Below are 18,980 nucleotides of genomic sequence, written 5' to 3'. Positions count from 1 at the left end.
AAGGCCTAACAGGCAGAGTGGTGATCCTAATGTGATCAACTTCACTTTTTAACACTAAATTTCAGTTAGAAAATAAGATTAGTACGACTTCTGATGATTAACCGTCTTCAGCCGTCAGGTAAGTCAGCTATCAGCAGGGCAAACCGTACTGATAGCGAGCAGGGGGATAGGATGATGATTAACGCGCCGTGGCGTCGCCTAACGTTTGAATCAGGCGGTTTGACCAAGCAAAAAGCGCACTGGTTAGCAGAATGTCCAACGATTGGGCTGCGCTGTAACCGGCATCAGAGAGGGCATGAAGTTCATCGGCGTTGAAACGTTCCGGTGTTTGCGTCAGCGCTGTCGTCACCTGCAATAAAACGTATTCTGGAGTGACCTTGTCCTCGTTATAAGCGTCAGTGGAGCGGTGGGCCGTGCGACGTTCCACGGCATTGCTCTCGCTGAACAGCCACTCAATTTTCCCCTCATCACCACCCGCTTCCAGATAGAAGCGTCCGTGGATAGCCGCGCAGTACACGCATCCGTTAAGTCGCGAAGTGGCTACCGCTGCCAGCTCACGCCAGGTGGCTTTCTTTTGCGCTCTGGCCTGCATCACGTGGTTAAAGACGGCGGAGAACTCGCTAAGACAGGGAGCATCCTGTACCAGTAAGCGGTAGAACGATGATGAACGGGCCTCCGGCGCGATGAGGTCCAGCACATCGAGCTGCTGTTTGCTGGCGCAAGTGAGATCCACCTCAGGTAAACGTGCCTGCCACTGGCGCGATGTGAGGGAAAAACCGTGCTGAACGCAGGACTCAGGGGCCGGGAAACCGGGTAATACCGCCGCGATGCGCCCACGTAACGCACCCAGTACCGCCAGAACACGCGCCTGATAGCTGACAAAACCAATCAGTTGAGTAAACGTCACAATATCCTGCGTACTTAGACCAATGTCAGCCAACTGTTTTAACATCTGTGGGGTAATAAGGGTGGGGTGCGTGGCCAGCAGGCGGGAAAACTGAGTGATGTGGGTCTGTCGAATGTTGCTTTCACGGGAGGCGTCAGGGCTGGAAAGCGGGGCGAGGCGGGCAGCGTAATGGCTACAAAGCGGTTGTACACCGGTAACCTGCGCTACCGTCAGGGCGCTGCTCAGACGGTCATAAATCGATAACGTTGCCGTACGGGATAATGCCACCTTTTCAGGGAAAAGGGCGTCATAACAGGCACGAGATGCATGCAGAAGGCCACTATGTTCCCCAAACAGCTGGCGTAATGTCGGGTCCAGTTGAGTATCAAGCCCAAGCAAAAAACGATCATCAACCTGTGCCGCGTGCGGGGCGGGCGGCAGGTGACCCTGCTGGCTGGATTGTGTTTCGTGATACCAGCCGTTATGAACGGCGCGGCGCTGTTGTTCCATGATTGGGTCCTTTGCATCAGGCAAAATTTCAGACCCTATCCTTGCCGATACGCGCTGCCAGATAAAATAATGTTAAGCGATAAATAATAGCTAAATAGAATAGAAAACCTAAAAATCGCGGCAGAAAACGATAGCACTGGCCCGGAACTGCATCGCTGGCAATAAAACGGCAGCCAGAAAGCGCTACCGCCATGAAGATGTTGGTGGAAAATGACCGAGGGCCTGCGTTTGAGGGGGGTTATTTACCGTCGCGACGCCAGGCGTCAGCAGTGAGGGCTTCACCGAAATGACTCGATATCAAACGCTTGGTTAAATCATGCAGCGGGGCTGCCAGCACTTCTGTCGTGCTGCCACGTTCCACCACTTCCCCTGCATGCATGACGATCACCTGATCGCTAATATGCTTCATCATGCCAAGATGCTGAGTCACATAGATGTATGAAATACCCTGTTTTTCCTGCAACTCCAACATCATGTTGATGATTTGCGATCGCATAGACATATCCAGCGAGGCCAGTGCTTCATCGGCGATGATCACTTTCGGTTGCAGGATCAAGGCCCGGGCCAGCGCGACGCGTTGTTTCTGCCCGGAAGCCAGCATATGCGGGTAGTAATAGGCGTGATCAGGCAGCATACCGACCAACCGCAACGTCTGGTTAATGCGCTGTTCGCGCTGGGGTCCGTCCAGTTCACTATTGAGGCGCAGAGGCGCTTCCAGCAGTTGCCCGATACGCTGACGCGGGTTAAGCGAGGTACTGGGGTCCTGAAAAATCATACGGATTTGTTGACTGCGAAAGCGATAATCGCCGTAGGTCAGCGGATGGTCATCAATCAAGATCTCGCCGTCTGTCGGTTCAATCATTCCTGATAGCATCTTGGCGAGCGTGGATTTCCCCGACCCATTTTCGCCGATAATCGCCAGTGTCTGGCGTTCACGCAGAGTGAAGCTGACCGGTTTGACAGCATCAAGATCCATCTTGCGAAACAGGCCGGTGCGATAGCGGAAAGTTTTGCTGAGATTGCGCACTTCGAGCAGGGTTTCAGCCATTATTGCTCCTCCATGTTCAGTGGGAAATGACAGGCGAAGGCATGGGTTTTGACCAGACGCAGACGCGGCGTTTCAATACATTTTTTCTGCGCGTAAGGGCAGCGAGGCCCGAGCCGGCAGCCGATCGGCAGATGCTCCAAAGAAGGGATGGCTCCCGGCAGGGTATTGAGCCGGCTTTTATGCGGCAAAGAGCGGCCAAAGTCCGGCATAGCGCGGATCAGTGCTTGAGTATAAGGGTGATGAGGTGTAGCCAGGAGGTCTTCGCATGTCGCGCTTTCTACGGTTTGACCGCAATACAACACATTAACGCGATTGGCCCACTTGCTCATCATTTGCAGGTCATGGCTAATCAGTAAAATGGTGGTGTTATTGTTCTGATTGAGGCGCGACAACAGGCGAAAAATTTGAGCCTGCGTAGTCGGTTCCATGGCGTTGGTTGGCTCATCCGCAATTAATAGACGCGGCTGGTTGGCCAGGGCGATGGCAATCATGACTTTCTGACATTCGCCTTCGGTCAGCTCATAAGGAAAACTGGCCATAATGTCTTTATGATCTTTAATTCCGACACGGTGCAACAATTCGATCGCCCGGCGTCTGCGCCAGTGAAAACGCTGATACCAACGGCCTTTATAGGTCCAGCCGGGGATAGCCTGCATCAGCTGTTTACCGATATTTTCTGAGGGATCCAGACAAGATTGCGGCTCCTGGAAGATCATCGAAATATTCTGGCCAATCAGCTTTCGGCGTTCGCGTGGCGTGAGATGCAACAGGTCGATGTCGTCGAACCGCATCCGGTCGGCGGTGACGCGCCAGTTGTCTTTGGTCACACCGCAAATGGCCTTGGCAATCAGACTCTTTCCTGAACCAGACTCCCCCACCAGACCGCGTATTTCGCCTGCGTTCAACGTCATGCTGACGCGATCCACGGCTTTTACCGGGCCGTCGGCCGTCATAAATTCAATGGTCAGATTGCGGATATCGAGTAACGGCATTATTCCACCCCCGCATTGATTGCCCGACGCATCCCGTCACCCAGCAGGTTAATCAGTAAGACGCTGACCAGAATGGCCGCACCAGGCAGCATCACTGACCAGGGCGCGACATAAACCAGCTCCAGCGAGTCGCCAAGCATGGCACCCCATTCCGGTGACGGCAACTGTGCACCTAAATCGAGAAAGCCTAACGCGGCGATGTCCAAGACAGCCATCGACAGGGCGCGGGTGAATTCAGTCACCAGGACGGCCACAATATTCGGTAATACCGCATAGCGCAGGATCTGCCAGGTCGAGGCTCCGTCCAGACGGACGGCGATAACATACTCTTTTTCCAATTCATCATGCACCGCGCTGTAAATGGTGCGTGCAATCCGCGGTAAAAGTGCCAGCCAGACGGCAAGCATGGCGTGTTCCAGCTTTGGCCCAAGGAAGGCGACGACAATAATCGCCAGCAGCAGCGAGGGAATGGAAAGCAGCGTATCGAGAATATGGTTGAGAATGGCAGACTTTAGGCCACGGGTTATTCCTGCCAGTACACCAATAATCACGCCGAATAATGCCGCCGCCAGTGTGATAACAATGGCTCCGCCAATGGTTGGTGCCGCACCGGTGAGAATACGGCTGAGTAAATCCCTGCCGAGATCGTCGGTACCGAGGAAAAATGCCACGTTACCATTGCGCGACCACGAAGGTGGCAGCAACTGGGAACCGAGGAACTGTTGGTCCAACGCATAGGGTGCCAGCAGGTGTCCAAAGATGCATAAAAACAGTAGCCCGAGGAGGCCATAGAAGCCAATCATCGACAACGTGTCGCGATAGAAAATGTCCCACATCTGGCGGAACGGGCTTGGCATCTGTTTTTCGCGGTATACGTTATCGTAGGGCATCTGTTTTCACTTGAATTCTTTGTTTGTTGGTATGTTCTGATTTAATTTGTATAATCATATCATTGCCTTAGGTACATAGCTTGCTTCAAGATGATTTATTGTTATTTAGCTTGTGTACCTTCAATTTGTGATTTTTGTGTACACTCATGTGTATATGGAAGGAGTGTACACATTGCTTACAGATACCAAACTCAGAAAGTCACTTGGAAAGCGCCGAGACAAAGTAGAGGTAATCTCTGATGCACAGGGACTGAACGTCAGGCTTTCAGTGTCCGGTGGTATAACATTTTTCTATCGCTACCGTTGGGAAGATAAACCAGTGCAGTTAAGCATAGGTGATTATCCTTCTATAACACTGTCGCAAGCAAGGGAACGTAGGCAGCAATTTCGCGCATGGCTCACAGAGGGTTACGATCCCCGCCGCCAGGTTAAGTTGGAGAAACAACAAAAAACGGAAGCTCTTACAGTGGAGGAAGCCTTTACCTATTGGGAAACGTATTACTGCAAACCTGAAGGGATAGTCAAAATAAAGGTAAATCGCCAAAATTTTGACAACCATGTCAAACCTGTTCTTGGAAACATGATAGTCAATCAGACAACAAAATTGCACTGGCTCAGTTTGTTCGATCAGATGGGAAGGCGTGTAGTGACAGGAAACGTTCTCGGTTTAATGCAGCGAGCATTCAGATTCTGCTCAAATCGCGATGTTATAGATTTTAATCCGATTGAATCGTTGAAAAGATCAGACGTTGGTTTGACTGCTGCGATGAAAGACCGAAAGCTTTCAGATGATGAGATCCGGGTCCTTTGGAATGCTTTAGATGGGATGCCCCCATCCCAGCAGCTTGTAATCCGTTTTCTGTTATTGACCGGCTGTCGGAGTACAGAAATACGCACTGCTAAATGGGAGTGGTTCGATTACAAAGAGAAAACTTGGACGGTTCCAGCCAGTGAATATAAGACTGGTAGAACGGTTCGTCGGGCACTTCCCGACAGTGTTATTTTTTTGCTAGAAGAGCATCAGAAATGGTCAATGACAAACCATGTTCTGACTCCCCCTCATTTTAAAAATCGTGAAGACAAACCGCCTTCACAGCCGCGTGTAGCTGCCTACTCGGCGCAAGTGATCAGTAAAACGGGGATGAAGAATTGGTCTCTTCATGACTTGAGGAGAACGGTTGCGACACGCCTTTCAGAACTCGGCGCACCGCCCCACGTTATCGAGAAGCTACTCGGCCACCAGATGGGGGGCGTTATGGCTCGCTATAACCTTCACGACTATCTGGCAGATCAGCACCAGTGGCTGACTGTGTGGCTTGAACATCTTGAGAAGGTTGTTGGCCGGCCACTGACACCGCGTTAACTTCTTCCTCCCACTGCAGCAAGTCGGTTTTTCTCCAGCGCTTCGGACTGCCAGCAATTTTTGGCGGCGGAAAGGGGCGCTTAAAACTGGCTGGCATTCTTGCGGGTGTGCTCCAGAAGTAAAGAGTGCTGCGTGAAATTTTATAACGAGCTAAAACATCACTGGTCAGCATGATTTCATCAGTGGCTGCATTACTGGCGTTTACGTTATTCATCTCACACAGCTCCTATTGGTTTCTGGCCCATACGATTACTCCACTTTGGTTAATTTTCTGCTGCACACAGAATCACTAATTATTCAGTTTTCTGGCCCGGCCGTAATAATTTCCAGCCCGCCACCAGGGAATTTTTGCTGCTGGTGGCATTGAGGAAGCAAACTCAACTGGCACAAACCACAGGTGCACCATTCTTTTCACGTAAGCCCTACCGACTAAAGCAGAACGCTGCGCCTTAGTCATGATTAGTCATTCCAACAAGAGATTTCTTCATCGATACATTCATCTATTTCATCTACAGAAAGTGCTCGAGCATCTATACGTGAGACCGGACATCGTATTGAGGTAGCCGACAAGTTCGATATTTCTCATGGATGCTCTCCCTGCAGTAATTTCGCGTTTCTCATTATGGTGGAGTAAGGCCGATCCAATACTGCGGCAATGCGCTTAAGCGACAGGCGCCCCAGTGATTGCTTGATGAATGCCTTATCGTCTTCTGAAAGTTGGCACTGGCCATGCCCGCCGCGATTATTTCGACGCTTAGGGCCGGTTGTCCGTTTATAAATATCAGCAGCGCGATGTGCAGCCGGAGCACTTAATTGGATAAAAGCCACAGCCATGAGCTCTGATAATTCGGCATGTCGCCCGTCGAGTATGAATTCCCTCCACTTCTCCCAGTGCTGAACGACGGCCCGCCATTCTCGGGAATATATGGACATTCTCTTCAGCTCAGTAGCCAACAGAGGAAAGTCTTTCAGCATGCTGTAGCAGTTGGAGAATTCACGCGCATTGGTGGGGTGAACATTAGGGAACGGGCAAGTTAATATCCCCTGGCTCAGCACCCACGACATAAACATTGCTGCTGAATAGCTGTTAGTTCTCAGTGTCGATTTCATGGCTGTATTCCTAAATAAGTGATTGCCATAACCACGCCGATAACAAAGAAATATGCGATATCAAGTTTCATGAAATAGCCCTTTCCAGATTTCGGCGTGAGTGAATCCCTTGCCAGTTGTGGCAATTAAATTTCAGTAATAACGTTTCACTAAATGCCCCGGCGAGTCAGGGCATTTAAGGCTGCACTGACCCGACCATCACCGAATGCTTGCCGCAGCAGAAAGAGCACTGCCTTTGACCACCTTGCGCCACGTTGCCCGTTACGTCGGTTCTTCGGCCTCATAACTACCGGTACTGGAGTAACTTGAGTGTTGGCCACATATCCGGTGCAATGCTCTTACTTGTTGTGTGCCAGGCTTCCACTGGCTCCCATCTATTTTTTTAAGTCACTCAAATATCGTCTGGACTTTGCCGGTCTTTCCCGGCTGCCACAGCTCTACGCTAGGGAGGCTGGCACCACGTCGTGATTTAGTTTATCGACCTCATCCGGTTTCATTTGGTCTATCCGTTTGTTCCGGCTGTCAGCCGTCTATGGCTGTTTCCACTCCGGTTGCGATTGCTCACAACGGTTCGTGCTGGGTTGTGACTCCAGGGCGCTACCCCTGCTTACTTCTGGCCGCTTGGTTTTGGTATTGGCGTTATGGTGGACGCCCAGCCGATTTCCAGTCTTCCTCCCGCCTGCGGTGCAGTACGCTCGTACACATCACACCGGGAAGAACACTGGTCCAACTGTGCTTTCAGAGGTTAACCCGGTTAGGTGGCCATCACCCCAGTGTTCTTGCCGTTGTGTGCCTGGCTAACTTTTCCACCTCAGGCGGCGGTGGTATCTTGGTGTTTTCACACAACCAAGAAGGTCTTTCGAATGTCTAAACTCGATAACCACGAAATTGAACTACCTGCATGCCCCGAGTGCGGCGCTAAGACGAAGAAGAAAATCGCTTGGCTCAAGACTAATAAACACTTCACCTGCCGCTGTGGGTCCCGAATCAACGTGGACAGTAGCAAGATGACTGCCCAGATCAGGAAGATTGAGGACCAGTTGAAGAAGCTGTTTAAATAGAGCTTTATCAATGGTGATCATCCCTTCGGTTGGCGCGTTGAATTCGTCATGCGCCAATTCTTCCTGCTGTAAAACCTCAATCGTGGCCAGAGGTGACAGCTCAGCAATCCGATCTTCAGTGAATTTCAAACGCTCAAGAAGTTCACGTTTGGCTTCGTTCTGAACCTGCAATTCACGCACCGCAGATATTTTTCCGCGCATCCAGCCGAGCAACTCTTCATTACTCAGATCGCCTGCAATAATTTTCGGTTCTTGCTTATCCATTCTGATACCTCATTGAGCTACAGTGTTCTTGCCGTTGTTTGCAAACGATGGAATAAATCTAAATTAACTTAGATTATAAATCAACACTAAAAACTAAATATATTTAGTTTTTAGTTGGAGACAGGGACTTTCGAGGAAATTAGAGGGAACGAATTAGCGGCGTCTAAATTTTCGGTGTTCGACCATTACTCCAATGATGGAAATTGTTTCTTGATCTGAGTATTTTGTCGGAAAGTCATCATTAAGCGGAACAAGTGCAAAAATTTCATGGCCTTGCGGATCAACTCCCCGTGCACGATATTTTTTAAAAGTGGCTTCATGCTCACCGTTTTTCGCAACAACATAATCGCCGGGAAGTGGGCCAATTTCAGGATCGACAATGATTAAATCACCTTCAGTAAAGTCGGGCTCCATTGATTTACCCTTAATTTTGAGTGCAAAGGAGCGTGGTGATAATCCGATGTCAGTAAGGATATAGTCAACATTCCCTTCAAGGTCATGTGCATCCGACTCCGATGTCCATATACCCGCTTGTACATAGCTGATGATGGGAATCTGGCGTGTGCCAAATGAGGCGGGAATTATGTTCGATTCTTCTTCTTTCCCGTAAAGAATGAAGGATTCAGACACACCAAAGAATGCTGCTAAATTGCTAAGCGATTTCCCACCAGGCTCGTTTAGGTCTCTCTCCCAATAGCCAATGGTTACATCACTGACACCAAGTGCTTTCGCAACCTGGACCTGCGTCAATTTTCTATCTTTTCGCAGATTTTTTATCCGCTGCCCTTGGGTAAGCATTTCTCATCCTCTAAATGAACCTAAGTTATTTTAGTTTTTATTGATATAAATAAAATTAAATAATATTATCTAAATTAACTTAGATATCGGGAGGTGTTATGACGACGAATGACCTTGAAAACTACTTTGGCGAACCGAGCAAGGTTGCTGAGTTTTTTGGGATTTCCCCAGAGGCGTTCTACTTGTGGCGAAAGCGCCCAGGCCAATTGATCCCTAAAGGACGAGCCGCTGAAGCTGCATATAGAACCAACGGTAAATTGAAATATGACCCCGCACTATACGAAAAGACTATCACCTCTGGCGCACACCCATAACTACCCAAGGATAAGAGAAATGGTAGACGTGAAATCAGTAGTAAAAGCGATGTGTAAGGCATTCCCCGGCGGGCGTTCAGCGATGGCTGGTGGATTGGGAATGACCGAAACGCAATTCAACAACAACCTGTATGAAAAGAATGGCTGTCGTTTTTTTGAAGTTTCTGAGTTGGAAGCAATGGAGGACCTGAGCGGTACAACGTACATGGCTGAATATTTCGCCCAACGTCGCGGTGGCCTGTTTGTTGATATCCCGCAACTCGAAGAACTCGACCAGGTAGAACTGTTCAGTAAGAGCATGCGCACAGCGGCGCATCGTGGCCATGTTGACATGATTATTCAGGCGTCGCTGGAAGATGGTGTGATTGATACGGCAGAGGCAGAAGAGATCATGAAGTTTCATCAACGCCATTTAGCAGCGCGTGATGCAGAGGTTCGGGCAGTAATTGCTTTGTTTGGTAAGAAGTCAAAAGCCGGAAAGGTTGACGCCCAGACTGTGCAGGTCCGGGCGTCGGGTGCATTAACTAAACGTGTGGAGTAATCAACGCATGAACAGTTTACTCATAAAGGCTGGCGTTCCGCAAATACGCTGTTTAGCAACTGGCGGTACCACAGGCTCTTTGTCGTATGAAGTGATGATAGGTGGCTGCTGGTCGGCCTGCAACTACCAGTTCGCCGCGTGGTGGGTAGGTTATTTGCTCGAGCATAGTCGGAAGGTAAGTGCATGTCTGAATAAATCGAACCGCTGGACAGGCGTTACAAAGATTGGCGGGGCATTGTGGTCCACGTCGTGGGATATGACAGACCCGGAGACCGCGTTATCTATATGCGCGAAAGGTATGAACACGAATGCGCGTACCCCGTTAAGCGATTCAAAGATAAGTTCACGAGGCTGTTATGAGCGTTAAGTTATCCGCATACGTCTGGGATGGTTGCGCTGCTGCCGGTTTGAAAATATCGGCGGTGGCCATAATGGCGCGCCTTGCTGATTTCAGTTCCGACGAAGGTTTTTGCTGGCCATCAATAACAACCATTGCCCGCCAGCTGGGTGCCGGCGAAAGTACTGTGCGCACTACGCTGGGTAAACTTGAGGCTGACGGCTGGATCACCAGCACCCAACGGCGGAAGGGGAACCGCAATACATCGAACATGTATCAGCTGAATATTGCGAAGCTTCGTGCTGCTGCTCACCCGTCAGATTCTGACACATCAAAATCTGACGCATCAAATTCTGACCGGTCAAAATCCGACGCATCAAAATCTGCAAAAAATACTGGTTTTCACCCGCCAGAATCTGGGGGGGATCCGTTAGTAAATTCAAAACAAGATCCATCAGATAATAAAACCCTTTGTCAGCCTGCTGCGCAGACCGACGGCGAGGTTGAAATTACTGATCAGGCTAAACAGGTTCTGAACTACCTGAACCAAATCACTGGCTCACGCTATCAGGTCAGCAAATCCTCGCTAGACAACATCCGCGCCAGACTGCGCGACGGTTTCACGGTTGAAGAGCAGCAACTGACCGTTGATTACATGCATGCCAAGTGGGGCGGCGATCTGGAAATGGCTGAATACCTTCGTCCGTCTACGCTGTTCCAGCCTTCGAAATTCCCTGGCTATCTGGAAGGTGCTAACGCTTGGAGTCGTGCTGGCCGTCCAGCCCGCAAAAATGGGAAGTGGGATCGCGGCGGTGATGTGCCCGTAGATACCGCAGAGCGCGACATGGCTTACCGTCGGTTCATCAGCGGTATTGCGGGAACCAAAGCGCCGAGCGAACTGGAAAAGCAGGTTTGTACAGAAGCCAGCAAGGCCAACGTTCGTGGCATGCGCAGTGACTTCGCCATCACCACGTGGAACCGGGTTTGGAAAGACTGCGCGCAGCGCCAGCAGCAGGGGACAACAGCATGAATGAATTCGCCAGTAACACCCTAGTCGAGCACAAAGACCGCTGGCAGACGCCGGTTGATGTTTTCACCGCCCTAGATCTGGAGTTTGGTTTTTATCTGGATGCCGCTGCCGACCACCAGAACGCGCTTTGTGCCCGGTACCTCACCGAAGCCGATGATGCTCTTACCGCTGAGTGGGAGAGCTACGGTGCTATCTGGTGTAACCCGCCATACAGTGCGATCACCCCATGGGTTGAGCAGGCAGCGGCGCAGTGTCGCATCCAAAATCAGCCGGTTGTGATGCTGCTTCCGGCCGACACCTCAACTGGCTGGTTCTCGCTGGCGCTGACGACCGCAGACGAAATTCGCTTTATCACTGATGGCCGCCTGTCCTTCATCAATGCCGGTACCGGAAAGCCGGGTAAGAACGGCAACAGCAAGGGCAGCATGCTGGTCATCTGGCGGCCATTCATTAAACCGCGCGGCCAGTTCACCACAGTTTCGCGTGATGACCTGATCAGCACCGGCGCCGGCTATTTGCAGGAGGTGGCAGCGTGAACGAACAACAAAACCTCTGGCTTTCCTCCTACCGCGGTTACCTGCAAGCCGCTTCTCCACTGGGTGAACTATCTCCCAGTGACTACACGGAAGCGAAGGAATTCGCTGATAGCCTCCTTAAAAGCCTCATCGATTTAAACGATGATCTTTTGTGTCAGAAAAAGGAAAACGCTGCGTGAGAGCATTATTGACACCATACCCACAGAACGCGGCCGGTGTTGCCATCTTTACGCCTGGTGCTGACCTCATGGGGCTGTTTGGCCACAAGCGGCTGTTGATCAGTACAGTGCCTGATGAGCTGGCAGACCTACCAAACGGTAAGGTTGCTGCCGTCTCTCAGTCGTTAGTTGATGATCAGCGGCTGCAGCCTTTTTTCTCGAACGAAAGGGTGATCAATGCCGCTGGTGGAATGTCGGCTCTGAAGGAGTGGCTTCAGCGCATTAAAACCTGCCAGTGGGAACTTGGCGACGACAGTTTCCATGACAAGAACCTCGATACTCTGGATTACGGTACAAGCGCGGTGCGCCTGTGTTGGCATCATGAAAGTAAGTTCAGAGAGCATATTCTTGATGAGCTTGACCGCCTGGCGAACCAAAACCGCGCTGAGTGGATAGTTAGCGTGGCCATGCGTGTATTTCGTCTACCGAAAGGCCACCAGCTGAGTTTTTATGAACTGTGCTGGTGGGCGTTTCTTTACGGCGTTCTCGATTTAATGCCTGACGCTGCAGCCCGCCATGCGTTGCGCTGGCGCCCCGCAGAGGCAATTAAGTCCGTTGGCCGTGAATCGGACATAGTACCCGAGGAGCCGCCGGTGAAAGTGCTGACAGAACGCGCTGAAACAGTTAAGGCTGTGCTGTATATAGCCGTTGATCCGGAGACGCCTGAGTCCTTTATGCTTCGCCCTAAACGCCGCCGCTGGGTAAATCCAAATTATACGCAGTGGGTTAAGCGCCAGCCATGCTGCGGCTGCGGGAACCAGGCAGACGACCCGCACCACATCACCGGCTACGGGCTGGGTGGTATGGCCACAAAGTCGCATGACATGTTCGTGATCCCGCTGTGCAGGCGGTGCCACGACGCATTACACGCGAATACGTCAGCTTGGGAAGAAGAGAATGGCAGCCAGGCAGTTCTGGCACTGAAGGCAATAGATAGCGCGCTGGCGATGGGTGTTATCGCTACAGGCAGAGCAAAATAAGTGTGGAGAGAATAATGCGTGATATTCATGAGACTTTAGAACTTTGGGGTGCTTGGGCTGCCAGTGATAATAGCGGGATAGACTTCTCGCCGATAGCTGCCGGATTCAAGGGGCTACTTCCTCAAACATCTAGATCTCGGCAACAGTGCTGTGATGATGAAGGAATCATGATTGATGGCTGCGTGGCACGTCTAAAAAAATATAGGATTGAAGAGTATGAATTAGTTATTCTGCACTATGTATTTAATATGTCGCTAAGGGCGATAGCGAAAAGAAGAAAATGCTCAGATGGCACAATAAGAAAAGAGATGCAAACCGCGACAGGATTTATTGAAGGGGTTCTTTCAATGGTAAATAAATTACAGGAATTTATTTAGTAAAATCAGGGTGCCTACATATACTGGCACCCAAGCTAAATAAATTAAGAAATCCAGAACTCTGCGACAAAACTTCACGTTTCTTTTTAATCCATATTTCGCTTCTTTCAGTTTATTTTTAAGGTCTGATGTGTCATCGTGCATTCCATGTTCAATGGAAGAAAATACTATATCCTTAGCGTGATCAACTCTATTTAGTTGTTTCTTCTGTGAGAAAATGATAAGTGAAATTATAATGCTCGTGAAAATTAACCCGAAAAGAGTAATGTAAATTTCTACTTTGCCATTTAGCTGATAAATTGCTATGGAACCAATAAGGGATATAGGAATTGCCAGGGCTTTATTGGCTATCTCAGTTGTTATTTTGGATATCTTATCAGCATATTCAATCTCGGTTTCTGCAATTTCCTTTCTTGCTTTTTGAAACGAAAATGCAGACATGTATACAGCTAAGTTATTGCTATATAATTGGCAAATTAAACCCCAGTTTTTGACCACGTCACAAAATTTAATTTCTGAGGAATTAATGTATTCAATCAGTGTATTCCGGAAGGTGTTTATTTTTTCATCATAATGAAGGTCACTGCTAGGTTTTATCGCTACTAAAGAATTAATTAAAGAAATATCTATCCTGTCATAATTTAATAATTCTTCCGAAAATATTGTTTCAATGACTGCAGAGGACGATTTTGACTCGGAGTGGAGAATGAAAACCAATCGATATGAGTCTGAATTCCCATTATTTTTCATGTCGTGGAAATGTGACAATTTTGATAGGGACTTGATGAGTCCGCATATGGCTTCAATTTTATTAACAGGCTCAGGTTTAGTTTGTTCATCGGGGAAGTAATCCAAGTCGATTAAGTAATATTGATCTGGAACTTTACCGCGCATTAACGTATTGACTTTAATGAATTCCTTGGCGGATAGATAAAAGCGTTTAGCACTGGATTGACTTACCAAAAAGGTAAACTCTAATAATTGGCCTTCTTCTGGGAGTTCATCAATGGTTTCTATTTCATTATCATCAACTTCCAGCTCGGTAAATTTACCGTAAGAGAAATTCCCTGATAAAATAACTTTAATTAACTCTTGAGACTGGAGCGTATAATCTATAGATGCAGAAAAGCTTTCCCCATCATAGTCAGGGAAAGCTGATAATCTATACAAGTCAACAACAGTTTTTAAGCTATTCACTATCTTCCTCAGTGTCAACTATTTTATTTTTTTCTTTAAGAGCCAACCTTATTTTTGTTTTTGCCTCTTCAGGTAGCTTGTTAAAGCTAAGGTTTCCTGTTTCATCATTATAGTATATTCTTGCATCAGCATTATCTCCAAGCAATTCTTTATCGAAATTGAAACTAAATAAAGGTGTTTTATAGGCAACCTTCCTGAGTTTATCAAGCGAACCCTTGTTTACAACGAAGTCTGTAGGTATACCTACTGCTTCACTATTAAGATGACTCATCATCCCTTTTAATAGTTCATCCCTTTTATCTTCATCGAGTAGAGACATTTGTTCAAAAGCAATTGCTTCTACATCCGTCAGACTTGCAGGTACATTAGCATCATGTTGCCTTTCAAGGTATTTTATTATCTTATTTCTAAATTCATCAGCCTGAGGGAGCAGTTCTGGGTTTTTTCTAAAAAATTTTCTAATTTCATTTGGCAATTTACGAGTTGCCCCTGCTGAAGCCATTCCTTTATTACACCCAAGGGCCGCGATAAAGTATGCTGATGCAGACTGCCCATTTGTTTTGCTTATAAAGCTTAAGTAATTTAATTCTTCGCGTTTAGCTTCGTCAGCTTCAAGATATTCATGGTACCGATAAAAATTAATACGAGCTGCTTGATTTATATAGTTTAACTCTAAATGCATCATTTCTTCTGGATTCAAATTTTCACTTATAGTGACACCATTTTTCTTCTTAATCATAGTGACTAAAAGGTAGCGAAAGCCTTGATGCTTATAGTCAGTAAACACCACATATCCGCCGGAAGACCATATCTGGTTCCTTGCCTCCTCGTACATTTGTTTCATGACCTCTTTTGTAAGTTCAATGAAGGCAACTGTATTGGAGTTTGGTGCTGAATGATACGCAGTGAAAAGGTCTGGGACAGGCCCCCTTTTGGTAGGGTCGGTCTTAAACGCTCCATGATGGGCTAAGTTACCACGGGAACCATACAATTCGACTACGCCATCGACTAATTGTTGAACGATTGGATTTAATTTGTCTAGTTCAGAATCTCGAAGATTATAGCGTTTTGAGTGATTGAAATCTTTTTGTGCTTCCTTGATTAACTCATGAACGATAACGTGCTCTATGGAAATATTGCTCATATTATGTTCGATCCATGTTATAAAAAGCTGTGTATCTAAAAGAGTAATAAAATATTAACGCGTACGCAAAAGTTGTTGTAATCTGTTAAGAGTGGTCACGTAGTCACAAAGCTTAGACAATCTCAGAACCTCGCTCCGGCGGGTTTTTTTCGCTTCTGGTTATGCATAGCAAAAGCAGCCTGCGAACATTACTCTTTTTCGCCGCTAAATTTTGCTGCAAGAACCCCGCCAATAACAGTAAGCACAATCGGCAGCGCGTGGTCTTTTACCTCGCTTAGAACTTCACCTGTCTTAGTTGCCATTGCCTTGGTACAAGCCGGACAGAATTCATTGTCATACAGATCACTACCTAAGGCATAGTCATCACACCCTGGGCTGCGGCATACATAAAGAACGGCATGGCACTTAGGGCATGAGCATTTGTCTCTTCTCAAGTTATTTTTTTCTTCAATGATGGGCATTATTGTTTTACGACATTCAGGACATTTTCCCTCGTGCTTTACTTGATTAGTCACTTTTGATAACCCTTGCTTTACAGTGGTGAATGAATTATCGGATAAGTTGCGAAATACTTTAAGCAAAATTTATCTTTCTGTAGTGCATTACTCATGATTTTATTAGCCTCGGCACTCGCCGGGGCTTTGTCGTTTCTGGAGGATTGGAAAATGCACCAGTAAACGGGTAGACCGCAGGCGTCAGCCAATGCAGCAGTAATGATGCTGCCCCGAGTCGTGTAATGGCGAGCAGGATTAGCTATCCGTTGTGAGGGTTAATAAGGGAATTAGCTCCGGTAGAGCAGTGCGACAGCCAGACGCGCACCGGTTATCAGCGGCATGATGCGACAGCAACTCAAGGGCATGAGCGCGGCCACTGTGAGAGTGTGGCAATTAGGTTTGCGTATTTTCTATAAGTGCAAGATTAATATAGTAATGTAAAGTTCAGACATCAGGGTTGTGAGAGTCAATTTAGAAGAGTAGCATTTCTCTTCTTCGCTCTGCGCACCGCCAGATGAGCCAGATGATGCAAGCACAGCGAGATTTTATATACCGCCGCTAGCTCAGTTGGTTAGAGCCAATAACCTTTATGTTGTAGGAGCGAGGTTCGAGGCCTCGGTGGCGGGCCAATGCGGTCATCGTATAATGGCTATTACCTCAGCCTTCCAAGCTGATGATACGGGTTCGATCCCCGCTGACCGCTCCAAATAATGCTTTTCAGTTTTCGAAAATGGGATAACCAAGGAGTAACTGAAGGGTACATTCGTCTGAGGGCTGGGTAAAACAAAGATATTTTTTATCGATCCCAACCTTCACATTCTCAGCTCTCAGTCGAATGTTAAACAAAACCCGCCTAGTGCGGTTTTTTGCGTTTTCAGATGGTGCACATCATGTGACAGTAAAACGGCACAACGTTCTGTCAACTCTGCGATAACTCTGACTGGTTCTTTCATCTAAAAATCTGCTAATTTATTGACTGTGACCAAGTTTAGTAAATTGCGTTTCAGTGGGGACTACGTTGAAAAAATTAATTTCAATTTCCTTTATGTTAATCATTTCAGGATGTTCCAACATTTCTAATGTGGGGATGAGTGTTGCCCCCACTCGCGCTTTTCCTAGTTTAAATCAATGTGAAAGCAAAGAAGAACAGAGAGCTATTGTTACTGGCAATAAGCCTGATTGGGGGTCTGATTCTGGACAGGTAATTGATTATCAGACTTGTGGCAAAAGAAAGTGATAATTAGCCTGTATAAAGTCCTGGGTAGTGCATGACCATATTGAAAAAACTAGGAATTACCCACAAAAAACATAAAGCCTCGCACATCGCGGGGCTTTATGTTTTTGCGGTGAGAGAACAGAGAGGATTAAAAATCCTGCCATGATCGGTTTGGGTAAAGCCTGGGCCGTGAAGTGTGAGATCGGCGCACACCACCATAATAATGACGCATTGACTAAAGAGATAAAACAATTTGCCCTCAATGGAGTACACAACAAAAACAGGAGGGCTTATGTCTGATCCGGCCACGGGTACAGCCATGAAAATGAAGCCTGGTCCAAGTTCACACGAGGCGGACAGATTCAGATGCATATTTCAAACCCTGAAGCATTCAACCAGTTCGAGCAGGGCAAGGAATACTACTTTGAAATTCAGCCTGCGGGCTGAGTAGGCATCATTCACTGAGTGCCTGTGATAAGGTCATCAGTGGCTAGGGTAGCTCCCGAAAAGCGGCATCGTCACCACCTGCCACTGATACTTTGACGAGTGACTAAGACGAGGTTGCAATGGGCGACGTAACAATAATACAGACACTACAATATCAGGCGCTTCAGCGCGCTATCGGCGAGATGAATGCAGCTCTTGAAGCAATACGAATAGAAGAGGATGGTGAATACTCGCCGCTTGCTGAAGTCATTCAGGATTGCATAACAAAGCTCAACGACAATATGTGAGGTTGTTATTGAGAGTTTTTACGACAGGACAAATATTGGCTTTGGAGTGTAGGGCCAATATCACGGAAGATGAGAGAGTCAGATTTGGCAGAGAAATAGAACTGGCAGTGCTTCGCGAGATAGAGTCTCGGAAGGAAAAAGAACCAGAAGGTCGCTTAGGCGGCCTTTTTATGCCCTCAATTCGGTTGTGAGGACAGCAACAGCGATAAGGGCTTATCAATGTCCAAGGAGGTATCGGTGATCACCGTGCGTCTCTCGCTGATGGCTACCTGTCTTTTGGGTGGGGGGGTTGATAAGCGGAACTGCTTCTCATTGCTTAGTTCGCATACTATGCGTCTTTGTGTTTTATGCGTCATGGAATATCATGCTTACTCGTTATCATGGAGGAAGTATGAAGTATCTAATCCCCTTACTGATATTGGCTGCATCTCCCGCATTCGGACAAATCACTAGCCCAGATAAAGCCAGTCAAGATATGTGCAATACTGAATGGCAAATAAGTGATAAGGCAGGCTCGACGGAAGATGACATATCGAGAATTGTCAAAAATGCCATGAAGAATTTTAAGTCGATGGGTTATTCATACTCTGATTTTGGAATCGATGAGAATGACTATGAGAAAGTATCCATCCAAGGTGCAGACGGTTTCAGGAAAATGATTAAAGGGATGAAAACCTATACATATGCTGATGGCAAAGACATGTTTAAGGAAAGAATGATGTCAGTCTGCCTTAAGAACGTGATGGCAAGGCTCCAAAAAGATAAAGGTATGTAATATATAAAAAATCATTTAAGGCTGCCATTAGGCGGCCTTTTTAATCCCAAAGAAAAGCCCCGGCATCTGCCAGGGCTTAATTGTTTGTGGAATGGGCGGCGAACATGATGCTGTTAACATCTTGCACGCCATTCGCCCGTTAGTTGGTCACGAGCGAACCGAGGC

22 protein-coding genes and 2 tRNA genes are annotated in these 18,980 nt (G+C 47.6%); 14 read left to right on the top strand and 10 right to left on the bottom strand.

Annotated elements, in window-relative coordinates:
* Positions 1-178: 178 nt before the first annotated feature.
* The 4 genes from EAH77_RS08860 to sapC form a co-directional block, all read right to left on the bottom strand.
* On the bottom strand, positions 179-1,396 hold the full coding sequence (locus EAH77_RS08860) for a CMD domain-containing protein (protein ID WP_140471780.1): 1,218 nt from the start codon (positions 1,394-1,396) through the stop codon (positions 179-181).
* 238 nt (positions 1,397-1,634) lie between these two features.
* Positions 1,635-2,444, bottom strand: a complete 810-nt coding sequence (gene sapF / locus EAH77_RS08855; RefSeq protein ID WP_140471778.1) for a putrescine export ABC transporter ATP-binding protein SapF — start codon at positions 2,442-2,444, stop codon at positions 1,635-1,637.
* The gene (sapD, locus tag EAH77_RS08850) at positions 2,444-3,436 is read right to left on the bottom strand and encodes a putrescine export ABC transporter ATP-binding protein SapD (RefSeq protein ID WP_140471776.1); all 993 of its coding nucleotides are present in this window, start codon (positions 3,434-3,436) and stop codon (positions 2,444-2,446) included. Before sapD ends, sapF begins: the two co-directional genes overlap by 1 nt.
* A complete protein-coding gene (sapC, locus tag EAH77_RS08845; RefSeq protein ID WP_140471775.1) occupies positions 3,436-4,326 on the bottom strand; it encodes a putrescine export ABC transporter permease SapC in 891 nt (296 codons plus the stop codon). The genes sapD and sapC overlap by 1 nt, the downstream gene beginning before the upstream one ends.
* A 172-nt stretch (positions 4,327-4,498) precedes the next feature.
* Between sapC and EAH77_RS08840 the strand changes: the two genes are divergently transcribed.
* Complete coding sequence (locus EAH77_RS08840; RefSeq protein WP_140471774.1) at positions 4,499-5,689, top strand: tyrosine-type recombinase/integrase; 1,191 nt, start codon at positions 4,499-4,501, stop codon at positions 5,687-5,689.
* 582 nt (positions 5,690-6,271) lie between these two features.
* On the opposite strand, the gene EAH77_RS08830 is transcribed toward EAH77_RS08840, so the two are convergent.
* The 3 genes from EAH77_RS08830 to EAH77_RS08820 all read right to left on the bottom strand — a co-directional run bounded on the left by EAH77_RS08830 (position 6,272) and on the right by EAH77_RS08820 (position 8,922).
* Complete coding sequence (locus EAH77_RS08830) at positions 6,272-6,799, bottom strand: hypothetical protein (protein WP_140471772.1); 528 nt, start codon at positions 6,797-6,799, stop codon at positions 6,272-6,274.
* A gap of 893 nt (positions 6,800-7,692) precedes the next feature.
* The gene (locus EAH77_RS08825; RefSeq protein ID WP_140471771.1) at positions 7,693-8,124 is read right to left on the bottom strand and encodes a hypothetical protein; all 432 of its coding nucleotides are present in this window, start codon (positions 8,122-8,124) and stop codon (positions 7,693-7,695) included.
* A gap of 153 nt (positions 8,125-8,277) precedes the next feature.
* Complete coding sequence (locus tag EAH77_RS08820) at positions 8,278-8,922, bottom strand: LexA family protein (protein WP_140471770.1); 645 nt, start codon at positions 8,920-8,922, stop codon at positions 8,278-8,280.
* A gap of 98 nt (positions 8,923-9,020) precedes the next feature.
* Between EAH77_RS08820 and EAH77_RS08815 the strand changes: the two genes are divergently transcribed.
* From EAH77_RS08815 to EAH77_RS08780, 8 genes are all read left to right on the top strand, one after another.
* Positions 9,021-9,236: a Cro/CI family transcriptional regulator gene (locus tag EAH77_RS08815; RefSeq protein ID WP_140471769.1), complete on the top strand. Its 216-nt coding sequence runs from the start codon at positions 9,021-9,023 to the stop codon at positions 9,234-9,236.
* Between the two features lie 19 nt (positions 9,237-9,255).
* Positions 9,256-9,777 carry a YmfL family putative regulatory protein gene (locus tag EAH77_RS08810; RefSeq protein WP_140471768.1) on the top strand — a complete coding sequence of 174 codons (522 nt, stop codon included), beginning with the start codon at positions 9,256-9,258 and terminating at the stop codon, positions 9,775-9,777.
* A 237-nt stretch (positions 9,778-10,014) separates the two neighbouring features.
* The gene (locus EAH77_RS08805) at positions 10,015-10,137 is read left to right on the top strand and encodes a DUF4222 domain-containing protein (RefSeq protein ID WP_347237666.1); all 123 of its coding nucleotides are present in this window, start codon (positions 10,015-10,017) and stop codon (positions 10,135-10,137) included.
* Entirely contained in the window at positions 10,134-11,144 is a 1,011-nt protein-coding gene (locus tag EAH77_RS08800) for a conserved phage C-terminal domain-containing protein (protein WP_140471767.1), read from the top strand. Before EAH77_RS08805 ends, EAH77_RS08800 begins: the two co-directional genes overlap by 4 nt.
* Positions 11,141-11,680: a phage N-6-adenine-methyltransferase gene (locus EAH77_RS08795; protein ID WP_140471766.1), complete on the top strand. Its 540-nt coding sequence runs from the start codon at positions 11,141-11,143 to the stop codon at positions 11,678-11,680. The genes EAH77_RS08800 and EAH77_RS08795 overlap by 4 nt, the downstream gene beginning before the upstream one ends.
* Entirely contained in the window at positions 11,677-11,859 is a 183-nt protein-coding gene (locus EAH77_RS08790; protein WP_140471765.1) for a hypothetical protein, read from the top strand. Before EAH77_RS08795 ends, EAH77_RS08790 begins: the two co-directional genes overlap by 4 nt.
* Positions 11,856-12,878 (top strand): DUF968 domain-containing protein, encoded by a 1,023-nt coding sequence (locus EAH77_RS08785; protein ID WP_140471764.1) that lies wholly within the window; start codon positions 11,856-11,858, stop codon positions 12,876-12,878. The genes EAH77_RS08790 and EAH77_RS08785 overlap by 4 nt, the downstream gene beginning before the upstream one ends.
* A gap of 14 nt (positions 12,879-12,892) precedes the next feature.
* Complete coding sequence (locus EAH77_RS08780) at positions 12,893-13,255, top strand: antiterminator Q family protein (RefSeq protein WP_140471763.1); 363 nt, start codon at positions 12,893-12,895, stop codon at positions 13,253-13,255.
* Here EAH77_RS08780 and EAH77_RS08775 read toward each other — a convergent pair.
* The 3 genes from EAH77_RS08775 to EAH77_RS08765 form a co-directional block, all read right to left on the bottom strand.
* Positions 13,238-14,452 (bottom strand): hypothetical protein, encoded by a 1,215-nt coding sequence (locus EAH77_RS08775; protein WP_140471762.1) that lies wholly within the window; start codon positions 14,450-14,452, stop codon positions 13,238-13,240. The genes EAH77_RS08780 and EAH77_RS08775 overlap by 18 nt on opposite strands.
* The gene (locus EAH77_RS08770) at positions 14,445-15,596 is read right to left on the bottom strand and encodes a nucleoid-associated protein (RefSeq protein ID WP_140471761.1); all 1,152 of its coding nucleotides are present in this window, start codon (positions 15,594-15,596) and stop codon (positions 14,445-14,447) included. The genes EAH77_RS08775 and EAH77_RS08770 overlap by 8 nt, the downstream gene beginning before the upstream one ends.
* Before the next feature lie 188 nt (positions 15,597-15,784).
* The gene (locus tag EAH77_RS08765) at positions 15,785-16,177 is read right to left on the bottom strand and encodes a hypothetical protein (protein ID WP_140471760.1); all 393 of its coding nucleotides are present in this window, start codon (positions 16,175-16,177) and stop codon (positions 15,785-15,787) included.
* A 465-nt stretch (positions 16,178-16,642) separates the two neighbouring features.
* On the opposite strand from EAH77_RS08765, the gene EAH77_RS08760 reads away from it, so the two are divergent.
* The 5 genes from EAH77_RS08760 (at position 16,643) to EAH77_RS08740 (ending at position 18,815) form a co-directional block, all read left to right on the top strand.
* Positions 16,643-16,719, top strand: a tRNA-OTHER gene (locus tag EAH77_RS08760).
* Between the two features lie 2 nt (positions 16,720-16,721).
* Positions 16,722-16,796, top strand: a tRNA-Gly gene (locus EAH77_RS08755).
* Between the two features lie 312 nt (positions 16,797-17,108).
* Positions 17,109-17,327: a hypothetical protein gene (locus EAH77_RS08750; protein ID WP_140471759.1), complete on the top strand. Its 219-nt coding sequence runs from the start codon at positions 17,109-17,111 to the stop codon at positions 17,325-17,327.
* Between the two features lie 545 nt (positions 17,328-17,872).
* Positions 17,873-18,040 carry a hypothetical protein gene (locus EAH77_RS25130; protein WP_161985784.1) on the top strand — a complete coding sequence of 56 codons (168 nt, stop codon included), beginning with the start codon at positions 17,873-17,875 and terminating at the stop codon, positions 18,038-18,040.
* A gap of 391 nt (positions 18,041-18,431) precedes the next feature.
* Positions 18,432-18,815 carry a hypothetical protein gene (locus EAH77_RS08740; protein ID WP_140471757.1) on the top strand — a complete coding sequence of 128 codons (384 nt, stop codon included), beginning with the start codon at positions 18,432-18,434 and terminating at the stop codon, positions 18,813-18,815.
* The last annotated feature ends 165 nt before the right edge of the window (positions 18,816-18,980 follow it).

This window comes from Ewingella americana, assembly GCF_006438725.1.
Lineage (GTDB): Bacteria > Pseudomonadota > Gammaproteobacteria > Enterobacterales > Enterobacteriaceae > Ewingella > Ewingella americana_A.
The sequence above is the reverse complement of the archived record's forward strand: the minus strand, read 5'-3'. Positions and strand labels throughout refer to the sequence as shown.

Excerpts from the sequence above, each read along its gene's own strand:
- EAH77_RS08860 (WP_140471780.1), bottom strand. The coding sequence starts at position 1,396 with ATGGAACAACAGCGCCGCGCCGTTCATAACGGCTGGTATCACGAAACA.
- sapF (WP_140471778.1), bottom strand. The coding sequence starts at position 2,444 with ATGGCTGAAACCCTGCTCGAAGTGCGCAATCTCAGCAAAACTTTCCGC.
- sapD (WP_140471776.1), bottom strand. The coding sequence starts at position 3,436 with ATGCCGTTACTCGATATCCGCAATCTGACCATTGAATTTATGACGGCC.
- sapC (WP_140471775.1), bottom strand. The coding sequence starts at position 4,326 with ATGCCCTACGATAACGTATACCGCGAAAAACAGATGCCAAGCCCGTTC.
- EAH77_RS08830 (WP_140471772.1), bottom strand. The coding sequence starts at position 6,799 with ATGAAATCGACACTGAGAACTAACAGCTATTCAGCAGCAATGTTTATG.
- EAH77_RS08825 (WP_140471771.1), bottom strand. The coding sequence starts at position 8,124 with ATGGATAAGCAAGAACCGAAAATTATTGCAGGCGATCTGAGTAATGAA.
- EAH77_RS08820 (WP_140471770.1), bottom strand. The coding sequence starts at position 8,922 with ATGCTTACCCAAGGGCAGCGGATAAAAAATCTGCGAAAAGATAGAAAA.
- EAH77_RS08815 (WP_140471769.1), top strand. The coding sequence starts at position 9,021 with ATGACGACGAATGACCTTGAAAACTACTTTGGCGAACCGAGCAAGGTT.
- EAH77_RS08810 (WP_140471768.1), top strand. The coding sequence starts at position 9,256 with ATGGTAGACGTGAAATCAGTAGTAAAAGCGATGTGTAAGGCATTCCCC.
- EAH77_RS08800 (WP_140471767.1), top strand. The coding sequence starts at position 10,134 with ATGAGCGTTAAGTTATCCGCATACGTCTGGGATGGTTGCGCTGCTGCC.
- EAH77_RS08795 (WP_140471766.1), top strand. The coding sequence starts at position 11,141 with ATGAATGAATTCGCCAGTAACACCCTAGTCGAGCACAAAGACCGCTGG.
- EAH77_RS08780 (WP_140471763.1), top strand. The coding sequence starts at position 12,893 with ATGCGTGATATTCATGAGACTTTAGAACTTTGGGGTGCTTGGGCTGCC.
- EAH77_RS08770 (WP_140471761.1), bottom strand. The coding sequence starts at position 15,596 with ATGAGCAATATTTCCATAGAGCACGTTATCGTTCATGAGTTAATCAAG.
- EAH77_RS25130 (WP_161985784.1), top strand. The coding sequence starts at position 17,873 with ATGGGCGACGTAACAATAATACAGACACTACAATATCAGGCGCTTCAG.
- EAH77_RS08740 (WP_140471757.1), top strand. The coding sequence starts at position 18,432 with ATGAAGTATCTAATCCCCTTACTGATATTGGCTGCATCTCCCGCATTC.